Genomic DNA, 9989 nt, shown 5'->3' with positions numbered 1-9989 from the left:
TTCCGGATGCGTCCTCCCAACCTCAGTTAAATCTTATCTTACTGAGTCCGACGTCAGCGCCATCTGACTGCACTGATAATATTTCCCCTGCTTGAGCTCCACCTTATCCTGCACATTCTGCCCCAGTGACTCGGCGGCGGCTATCTCAAATATTACGTCCGCATATTCTTCGCTGTCACACTGGACCGTCCCGAACAACTTGCCGGTCTTTAATCCTTCCAGGCCCTGCGGCGTTCCGTCTATTCCGACAATTTTGACCGGCCTCGTATCACCGCCCCGTTCCAGGGCATCAGCGGCGCCCAAAGCCATCTCGTCGTTATTACAAATCACCAGCTCAATTTCCCGCGAAAATTCCTCCATCCACTGCTCCATCAGAGCCGAGGCCTGGCTTCTGTCCCAATTGGCAATTCCGCCTGTCAGTTTTTCCAGGGGAACACCTCCATCCTTCAATGTCTGGATCGACCACTCCGTCCGGATCAGTGAATCCTGATGGCTGCTCTCACCCTCTAACAGCACGTAGCTCACCTTTCCGTTGCCGTCCAAATCGAGTCCGTCGGGATTGCTCCGGTAGAGATCCACCAGTATATTCCCCTGCAGTACCGCAGACTCCTTGGCATCCTCTCCCACATAATAGAGCTTCTCCCAGCGTTTCATATCTTCTTCCACCGGTTCGCGGTTAAAGAAGATCACGGGTATATCTGCATCCATCGCCTTGTTGATGACATAGGAGGCGGCGGAACGGTCCACCATATTTACGCAGATGGCGTCATAGCCCAGGGAAAGAAAACGGTCCACCTGGCTGTTCTGCGTATTCTGGTTTCCCTTAGCATCGGCCACATCCATGACTACCTTAACTCCGGTTCCCTTTTCATATGATTTAGCCTTTTCCTCCAGCTTTGAACGGATGTTGTTGATAAAAGGATCATCGCCTCGGTACAGCGCCACGCCGACGCGGATTGATTTCTTGTCCTCCTTCTTTTCCCCGCCGTTATTCTTCATAATCATGGTCCCGGCCAGCACGGCAATCACTGCGGCGGCCGCCGCAAGCCAGATATGCGTTCGCTTCTTCATAGAAATCCCCCCCTAGTCTATCGGATACAGAATTTTTTCAAATTTGTTTTCCCTTAAATCCGTTTTTTCTATATAATACGTTTCAAGCGTAATCTGTTCCCTTGCGCTGCCTCGCCGGATGGCTTCCACTGCTTTCTCCACGCAGAGGTAACCCTCATCGAACTCATTTGAGACTATCATTCCGCGGATTACCCCTTTGTCCATCTGGCCCAGGAGGGACGGCGTCGTCCCCGTACCATACAGGCCGGCAATATACCGCCCGTAGACCGGGCTTCCGCCAATTATATCGGCTGCCTCACTTGTGCTGGATGCATCCAGACAGGCCACGACTGCCGTACCGCTTCCGGGATACACCGTCTCCTCAATCACCTTACGGAATGTGTCGGGCGATTTCCGCTCATAGACCGCCATGGCAAAGCCCTTCTCCTCCAAAACCGATTTAAGCCCCTCAAATACCTCCCCGTTGTAGCTGTGTCCCAGGTTATCCGTAAATATATAAACCGGCAGCTCCGGTTCATGTTCCGCAGCGATTGCCTCGCCCATCTTTTTACCGGCCTCATAATGATCAATGGAAACCGCTGCCTTTACGCTGTCCACCGGGAGCAGTTCTCCGGCGACAATGACAGGACTTCCGAGAGCCGCTGTGTCCATATGGCTCATGCATTCCACCGGATCGACCGGCTCCAGGATAACTGCAAGCGCTCCGTCTTCGATCTCGCGCTTTACAAGCTCCATCTGGCTGTCGGCATCTTCCTTTTCAAAAAGAGTAATAAAGCTAATGTCAACATTATAATCATCGGCCGCCTGTTCAACACCTTTGCGGAAATTGACATAATAGTCGTCCGTCGTATCACCGATTACAATGGAAACGGGATAAATTTCCGTCTTCTTCTCTTTGATGATCAAATCAGTGGAGGATAAGAGATATAAAAAGACAAGTATTCCCGCAAAAACCCCCCACAGGATTTTCTCCTGCTTTGCCATCACACCATCCCCCTCTCCACGGCTTCACTGTAGGTCACGACCGGAAGATGTATTTTTACCGTTGTGCCCTCATCCGGTTCCGATTCGATGGACAGGCCGTATTTCTCCCCAAAATAGAGTTTGATCCTCTCATTCACATTCTTGACTCCGATACCCGAACCGCGTTTCGAATCTACATGGGAGGCTCCGGTAAAAAGATTTCCCACCTGTTCCTCCGTCATGCCAAGACCATTGTCGATAACGCTGAAATAGAGATCCCCCTCCTCTTTCCATACCTTCAAAAGGATTTCACCGTCTCCGTCCATGAATTCCATGCCGTGATAGATTGCATTTTCCACAAGCGGCTGCAGCATCAGCTTCAGGCTGGCAAGCTCCAATACGCCGTCCTCCGCCTGAATTTCATAGGTGAATTTATTTTTAAACCTCATATGCTGGATCATCAGGTAGTTTCTGACATGCTCCAGCTCATCCCGCACTGTTATGATGCTTTTTCCCTTGCTTAAGCTGATTCGGAAGAACCTGGCAAGCGCGGTTACAGCTTTAACTGCCTCCGCCTTCTGTTCATTTTCAATCATCCATACGATAATATCCAGCGTATTGTAGAGGAAATGGGGATTGATCTGCGACTGAAGGGTATCAAACTCCTGCTTTCGTTTTGCCTCGTGCTCCGTGACGATATCCTTCATCAGCAGCCTGATCTGCGCCGCCATATCCCCGATGGATTTACCCAAATGCTGTATCTCGTAAGAGCCGCCCGCATAGACCGGCACATCCAGATTGCCTTCCTCCAGGATTCCCACCGACTTTTCCAGTTCCTTGATTGGATTGGTAATTCTTGAAGAGATGTAGGAGTTAATAAGGGCAAGGATAAAAAGAATCAGGGCTATGATAAATACAATAAAAAGACGGGTTTTGATCGTGTTGAGTGTGACGACATTCTCAGGCGTCACGCCAACCACTTTCCATCCGGTATAACCGATGGATTTGATTGTCACAAAACGGCTGCTTCCGTCAAATTCCTCCATATGGTTTCCGTCTTTATAGGCTGCCGCCGCCACATTGTTTTCCTGCATTCTTCCTGAATCAATCAACTGCATCTTCGGATGGTACAGCAGCTCTCCGTCACTGCTGATCAGATAGACATAGCCGCCCTTTCCGGCTGTTACGCCGTCAAAGAGCTGTTCCAGGCTTGAGTAACTGATATCCACCAGAAGGATACCCTGAGCCGTGGAGGTGCCGCTTGTCAGTTCCACGGCGCGGGACAGTGAGATAACCCAGCGGTACTGGTTCTCATTATTGTCAAAAATGTACTGCACATGAGGAAGCGAAAAGTGCTGGTTTTCCGTTTTTTCCAGGGCATCCCTGAACCACGGCTCCCCCGTCACATCCAGATTCGGCTTCAGTCTGGCGGCAGGCACCGCCTCGACCAGCATGCCGTCCTCCGAAAACAGGGCTATGTTGTCCACATTATCCTTATTGTTGTCATAGAGCAGCGTCAGCTCAGAACCGACCGACTCCGACGACAGATCCGCATTCTTAACCGCCCCGTAATAAAGGGAATCCGAAAGCTTCATAATTGTGCGCAGATAAGATTCCACCGAACGGGCCACCTGGCCGATCAGCCTCTGATTCTCATCCTGTACCATAGCCGTAACCTGCCCGGAAAGTCTCTGATACAGGGAAAATGTAATCAGCAGGCCGGCCGCCAGCGCCGTCACCGTGAAATAAATAAAAATCGTGGTGCGTATACTGTTATTCAGAAAAAACGGCCGCCTCTGGTTATTATCCTTTTTTTCCATTTATCTGGCTCCCCTGAATTTTGTCGGAGATACCCCGAATTTCTTTTTAAAGACATAACTGAAATAATTCTGCTCCGGGTATCCCACCTTTTCTGCAATGATGTAAGTTTTATCCTCCGTCGTCATAAGCAGCTCCACCGCCCGGTTCAGGCGCACGTCGGTCAGATAGGCGATGTAGGCCTGTCCTGTCTCCTTCTTGAAGACGGTTGAAAAGTAGGCCGGGCTCATATGGAGATGACGGCAGATTTTTTCCACCGATAAATCGGGATCCCGGAAATTTTCCTGAATATACTGCCTGGCCTCCTGAATTACGTTCTTTGTCGTATTACTCCGCTCTTCCTCCATTGCCCGGTTCATCTTGAAAGCGACTTCGGTGAGATACTGCCTGATATTTTCCGTCTTTTCCACCTTTGTAAGGATCTCAAAATAATCGGTCTGCACACCGAACATATCATTAATTCTCAGATCATACTGCTGTGACAGCTGGGTCAGGGCGTTGATAACAGCCAGGATATATGCCTGATACTGACGGTAATGAACCTTTGTCTCCTCCATTTTTCCCACCACGTCTCCGACAACGGAACGTATTTTATCTTCCGGCCCGAATTTTACGGCTGCAATCAGTTCCGACTCCATCCGGCTGTCAAACTGGAGCTTTCCATGATTGAACGGCTCCACATCGCGGATATAAATCAGGCCGCCTGAACCGGCCACGGCCCGGTAGCCGAGCGCATTCAGGGCGGAATGGAAGGAACCCCCTATGTCGGCCAGGGAATTACATGCTTCCCCGACTCCGATTGTGACGGAAACCTCCAGTATTTTCTTCGTCTCCTTGCAGATATCGCCCAGGAGCGCGACCAGCCCCGTCTGAGTGTTGTTTTCATCTATGGCCGCGATCAGAACGCTCTCAAAGGACGAGTGGAACATGATGAAGCGGAATTGTCCATCCAGCTTCTCTTCAATCATATTCCTTACCGAAATCGGAATCAGCTCCCTCTCTTTATGAAGCGACAATGCCTTATCCACATTTTCATCGGGTTCCAGATGGACGGCTGCCGTTACCCATTTCTGGGCATTGTCGATATCAATATCATACTCCTTAAGTTTCTCCGGGATAATATCCCGGGGTACTCCGCCGTGGATCAGGTCATTCAGGAAATGCTCCCTGATAATCGGCAGATTTTTGATATAACTCTCCCTGAGCAGATTCACATTACGCTTCTGTTCAATCTCCTCATCCAGATTTTTCTTGATTTTCTTCAGGATGGCCGTCAGTTCTTCCACATTCACCGGCTTCAGGATATACTCAATTACATTCAGCTTGATTGCTTTTTTTGCATATTCAAATTCATCAAACCCGGAGAAAATCACAATTTTAACAGACGGATACAGCTGCCTGATTGTCTCCGCCATTGTCAGTCCGTCCATATACGGCATCTTAATATCGGTCAGAACCACATCCGGCTCATTCTGTTCAATCTTTTCCAGGGCATCCTTGCCGTTCTCCGCATCCCCGATTACTTCAAATCCGGCATCCGCCCAGTCAATCTTATTTATAATACTCTTTCTTACCTCTTCCTCATCATCCACCAGCATTATCTTATAGAGATTCATACAGTCTCACTCATCTTCTTCCCTGTCAATGTCATTGTCAATTTTTACCGTTACTGTTACGGCATTTCGTAACAGTTCGGACAGCATGAACTGTTACTGCAATTCATCCATATCCTCCAGCGCCCTGGGATTTGATACCGGACAGAGACATACCTCCTTAGGGTGCCGCCTGACAATGGCCTTTCCGCCGGTGTCTCCCCTGAGCCCAAGCAGTTCCTCCCGGTAGACGGCCGAAAACAGGACGGGGTTTCCCGTCTGTTCTCCATATGCCATACAGCCGATTGATTTTCCCGACCTTTTAAAACAGGCTGCCAGATTTAAGAGATCGCCCGGCGTCAGCCACGGCTGATCGCAGACCATGAACATCAGGCTGTCATCTTCCTGAAACCGGTCCGCGCCTGCAGCCTTCACCCCCAGGGCAATCGAGTGGGATATGCCAAGCCCGCTGTTCGGGTTCATCACGACCAGATCCCGGCCTGCCGTGTTCCCGGCCTTGGCAGCCCCGAACAGGCAGAATCCGTCCTTCTCCCTGAGTTGTTTTCCGATATCATCATAAGCCGTCACGAAAATCAGCCTGACCGGCTCACAACAGTACCGCTGCCTGAACTGCTCTGCAGTTTCCAGCGCATGCCGGTACATGGGAGTGCCGTCAACTATATGCAGCAGCTTATTGCTGCCGAAGCGGCTGGAATATCCGGCTGCCAGCAGTATCACATGTATCATCGCAGTTTACCCAGCCCCCTTATCACTTTTTCCGGCGTAACGGGAAGTTCCCGGAACCAAAGACCCGTAGCATGATAAACCGCCTGTACGATGGCCGGAAGCGGCGTATTCATAACGACCTCACCCACCGACTTCGCGCCGAACGGACCGCTTGGCTCATAGCTGGAGTCAAATTCCACCTCCAGATCCGGTATCTCCACTCGGGCCGGTATCTTATACTGCATAAAGGAGTTCTCTTTCAGTCTTCCCTTATCCGTATAATTTATATCCTCAAAAAGCGCCATGCCGATTCCCTGGACGATGCCGCCCTCCGCCTGGATTCTCGCCAGATTCGGATTGATAACCGTACCGCAGTCAACGGCCGCTTTATACTCAAGGAGCTCAATTTTCCCGGTTTGGAGATCCACCTCAACTTCCGCCATTCCACACATGAACGGAGGCGGAGAGGTAGGGGATGAATGGGAAACCGTGGCTTCCAGAGCCAGGCCCGAACCGCACATACGTTTTGTGGATATATCCTTGAGTGAAATACTTGCTGACCCATCATTTGCGTTATCTTCGTTCGCGGCATAAACACAGGCGCCGTCAAAGTCTGCTGTTTTTGCCGGTATGCCCAAAAGCTCCGCCCCCTGTGCGATAATCTTCTCCCGCAGCTCCTTGCATGCCTTCACAACGGCCATTCCCGTCACATAGGTAGTGCTGGATGCATAGGAACCGGAATCGTAGGGTGATACGTCGGTATCAACGCCTGACACCACGATATCCTTCACATCACAATCCATACAGTCAGCAGCCATCTGGGAAAGAATCGTATCACAGCCGGTTCCCATATCGGTCGCCCCGATCATCATATTATAGTGGCCCTCATCGCTCAGGCGTATCGTGACGGTCCCCACATCTACACAGGGTATTCCGGAGCCCTGCATAGAGATTCCGACACCGACGCCGCGCACCTTGCCGTTTCCCATATCCTTAAACGGATACTTTTTATCCCAATCCATCATGGCCCTGGCTTTTTCCATGCACTGGCTGACATGGCAGCTCTCCAGCCGTTCATTGTAATAAGCCGGCATAATCTGTCCTTCCCGGAGGAAATTCTTCCTTCTGATTTCCAGCGGATCGATACCTAGAAGCGCAGCCGCCTCATTTAAAGCCGTCTCCACGGCAAACAGCCCCTGGGTGGCGCCGTATCCCCTGTATGCCCCGGAGGACTGGTAATTCGTGTAGACTACATCATAGGTAAACCGGAATGCCTCCGGCGTGTATATCGGTATTGCCTTATGGCCGCTCAATCCGACCGTGGTTGGTCCATGCTCGCCGTAAGCTCCCGTGTTGGACAGAGTATACATATCCACAGCCCGGACTTTTCCCTCTTTACTCAGACCCATCCGGACCGTCACCTCCATTTCATGGCGGGGCGAGGCGGCTATCATGGACTCATATCTTGTATATATCATTTTAGCAGGGCGTCCGGTCTTCATCGTGACGATGGCCGGATAGATTTCCGCCACCCCGGTCTGTTTCGCTCCGAATCCCCCTCCGATTCTCGGCTTAACGACGCGGACGGCAGATTTCGGTATGCCAAGGGCATTCGCCAGGATTCTTCTTATGTGGAAAGGGATCTGGGTAGAAGCCACCACATTCAGCCTGCCAAATGCATCCAGATACGTAAATGCCCGGAATGTTTCCATCATGGTCTGGTTATCGGCTTTTGTATGGTATGTCCTCTCAATCACCAGATCACAGTCTTTTAAAACGGCTTCCACATCGCCATCCGATTCGCTTCCGCTGGAACAGAGGTTTCTTTTATTGTCCGCACCCACCGGACAGAGGGACTTCCAGTCTTCCTCCGGATGTACCAGTACAGGGTTGTCCTTTGCTTTTCTGAAATCCAGAACCGGCTTAAGCACCTCATACTCTGTTTTTATTAATTTTAATGCCCGATCCACGGCTTGTTCCGTATCGCCGGCCACAATGGCAACCACATCTCCGACAAAACGCAGTCTCCGGTCAATAATTCTCCTGTCATAGGGACTGGGTTCAGGATAGGTCTGCCCTGCCTGGGTAAAACGGCACGCCGGGGAATCCTCCCATGTCAGCACACATGCAATGCCGGGGACGGCAGACGCCCGTTTTGTATCTATTGTCTTAACCAGCGCATGGGCATGGGGGCTTCGCAGGACTTTTACCACCAGGCAGTCTTTCGGCGCCAGATCATCCGTATAAACCGGCGCCCCCGTCACAAGAGCCATAGCATCCTTTTTCATCACAGCGCGGTTCACATTCTTTTCTCGGTTCATGATTTCTGCGCCTCCTGTTTCTCTGTCTCCTGTTTCTCTGCCTCCTGTCTTCCGACGGCTTCGAGGTATTTTCTGACAGCGCGCATCTGCCCTGCATATCCGGTGCACCGGCAGAGGTTGCCGGCCAGATATTCGCGAATCTCCCTATCGTCCGGATTTGAAAGCTCTCTCTTCATCGCCAGCACATTCATAATGAATCCGGGACTGCAGAATCCGCACTGTTCCGCGCCTTCACCTGCCAGAAACCGTCCAAATTCTTCCGCCTCTTCCCTCACGCCTTCCAAGGTCGTTATCTCACATCCCCCGGCACGAAGCGCAGGGACAGCGCAGCTTAGCACCGGCTTTCCATTCATCCAGACGGTACAGAGTCCGCAGTTCGTTGTTTCACAGCCGCATTTGACGCTGTAGCAGCCCTGGGAACGCAGAAAGTCAAGAAGCATCATATCAGGAGCCACTTCCCGGCTCACCGTCTTGTTATTAATACTGCATGTCAGATTCATCTCGTCTTTTCCTCCCGGTTCATTTTCTGCGCCGCAATGCGCGCAGCCGCCCTGTCCAAAAGGACGCCCGCCAGATACCTTCTGTACTCCGCGCTGCCTCTCATATTGCTTCCATAGTTAAATGTATCTGCAAGCCTGGCGGCTTGCTCCTGTCTCTCCTTTGCGTCCAGTGCGGACAGCTGACCTTCCCAGGTCACAAGCCCGGCTCTGGACGGCCTTGCGCCGACGGCTATCCGCGTATTTCCCGCGCCGTCTTCAGCCGCAGCAGCAGAAAGCACCGGAAAATCAACCGCCTCGTTGCGCATCATCTCATAGGCCATGTTCATCCCCGTTTTCTTTATGAGCAGTGCGGTCATAATATCCCCGTCCGGCTTCATCTCAGCAAATTCGGCCAGTGGAACTTGTCCACCTTTATATAGCTCCACCCATGAATCCATGACAAGAAAACAGGTCAGCAGATCGGAAAAACCAAACCTGCCGAAAATACTGCCTCCCACCGTAGCGCAGTTGCGGAACTGCGTCCCGACTATGTGACGTGTACAATCTGCTGCAGCGCCCGCCGTATAGCGGTTCAATCCCTCATGCAGTTCTATCTGTCTCAGGGAAACCATGGCTCCGATCCGGAATCCGTCCCCCGTCTCCTCTATCTGATCCGAAAGCAGCTCCTTGAGGTCCAGGAGCGTGCCGATATTCTTTTGCTGCAGTCTCAGAAAGCAGAATCCCCCTGCTATCACTGCTGATTTTCCGGCATTCAGTGCAAATGCCTCTTCTAAATCCTTTGGTTTAACATAGTTCTTATAATGAATCACAAATTTATCCTCCGTATATGGACTGTCCATTCCCGCAGCTCACCCTATTTGCCGGCGCATATGGTTTACAGATATTTTACCATAGAGCCGTATGAAGAACAAGAATTTCGTTGAGAACGGAGGACGCGTCCGGGGGCCGGTGTGGTAAGGGGGCCGGCTGAGTCTTCCGTCCCCGTGGGAGGTTGGTCG

At 51.3% G+C, this 9989-nt stretch carries 8 protein-coding genes; all 8 read right to left on the bottom strand.

Annotation, left to right across the window (positions count from 1 at the left end; genetic code table 11):
* Positions 1-33: 33 nt before the first annotated feature.
* Positions 34-1071, bottom strand: a complete 1038-nt coding sequence (locus tag CLOSYM_RS05070) for a galactose ABC transporter substrate-binding protein (RefSeq protein WP_021641224.1) — start codon at positions 1069-1071, stop codon at positions 34-36.
* Positions 1072-1083: 12 nt separating this feature from the next.
* Positions 1084-2055: a substrate-binding domain-containing protein gene (locus tag CLOSYM_RS05065; protein WP_021641223.1), complete on the bottom strand. Its 972-nt coding sequence runs from the start codon at positions 2053-2055 to the stop codon at positions 1084-1086.
* Positions 2055-3854: a sensor histidine kinase gene (locus CLOSYM_RS05060; RefSeq protein WP_003507818.1), complete on the bottom strand. Its 1800-nt coding sequence runs from the start codon at positions 3852-3854 to the stop codon at positions 2055-2057. Before CLOSYM_RS05060 ends, CLOSYM_RS05065 begins: the two co-directional genes overlap by 1 nt.
* On the bottom strand, positions 3855-5468 hold the full coding sequence (locus CLOSYM_RS05055; protein ID WP_003507820.1) for a response regulator transcription factor: 1614 nt from the start codon (positions 5466-5468) through the stop codon (positions 3855-3857).
* A 93-nt stretch (positions 5469-5561) separates the two neighbouring features.
* Positions 5562-6191, bottom strand: a complete 630-nt coding sequence (locus CLOSYM_RS05050) for a nucleotidyltransferase family protein (protein WP_021641222.1) — start codon at positions 6189-6191, stop codon at positions 5562-5564.
* Positions 6188-8491, bottom strand: a complete 2304-nt coding sequence (locus CLOSYM_RS05045) for a xanthine dehydrogenase family protein molybdopterin-binding subunit (RefSeq protein WP_021641221.1) — start codon at positions 8489-8491, stop codon at positions 6188-6190. Before CLOSYM_RS05045 ends, CLOSYM_RS05050 begins: the two co-directional genes overlap by 4 nt.
* Positions 8488-8991: a (2Fe-2S)-binding protein gene (locus CLOSYM_RS05040; protein WP_009298514.1), complete on the bottom strand. Its 504-nt coding sequence runs from the start codon at positions 8989-8991 to the stop codon at positions 8488-8490. Before CLOSYM_RS05040 ends, CLOSYM_RS05045 begins: the two co-directional genes overlap by 4 nt.
* Positions 8988-9830: an FAD binding domain-containing protein gene (locus tag CLOSYM_RS05035; RefSeq protein WP_009298513.1), complete on the bottom strand. Its 843-nt coding sequence runs from the start codon at positions 9828-9830 to the stop codon at positions 8988-8990. The genes CLOSYM_RS05040 and CLOSYM_RS05035 overlap by 4 nt, the downstream gene beginning before the upstream one ends.
* Positions 9831-9989: the final 159 nt, after the last annotated feature.

Source organism: [Clostridium] symbiosum ATCC 14940 (assembly GCF_000466485.1).
GTDB classification, from domain to species: domain Bacteria; phylum Bacillota; class Clostridia; order Lachnospirales; family Lachnospiraceae; genus Otoolea; species Otoolea symbiosa.
This window is presented reverse-complemented; position numbering and strand designations above follow the sequence as displayed.